Annotated in this window: 1 rRNA gene (only partly in view); it reads left to right on the plus strand. The window is 54.5% G+C overall.

The window, feature by feature from the left end:
- A 16S ribosomal RNA gene (locus tag DWX00_RS06605) occupies nucleotides 1-314 on the plus strand; its annotated part reaches 1,177 nt to the left of the window's first position; the annotation flags it as partial.

The raw sequence follows: 314 nt of genomic DNA on the forward strand, positions 1-314 counted from the left end.
AAGCTGGGCACTCTGCGGAGACTGCCAGGGATAACCTGGAGGAAGGTGGGGATGACGTCAAATCATCATGCCCCTTATGATCTGGGCTACACACGTGCTACAATGGCGTAAACAAAGGGAGGCAAAGCCGCGAGGTGGAGCAAATCCCAAAAATAACGTCTCAGTTCGGACTGCAGTCTGCAACTCGACTGCACGAAGCTGGAATCGCTAGTAATCGCGAATCAGAATGTCGCGGTGAATACGTTCCCGGGTCTTGTACACACCGCCCGTCACACCATGGGAGTTGGTAACGCCCGAAGTCAGTGACCCAACCG

It is taken from the genome of Blautia sp. AF17-9LB (assembly GCF_003479185.1).
Taxonomy (GTDB): domain Bacteria; phylum Bacillota; class Clostridia; order Lachnospirales; family Lachnospiraceae; genus Fusicatenibacter; species Fusicatenibacter saccharivorans.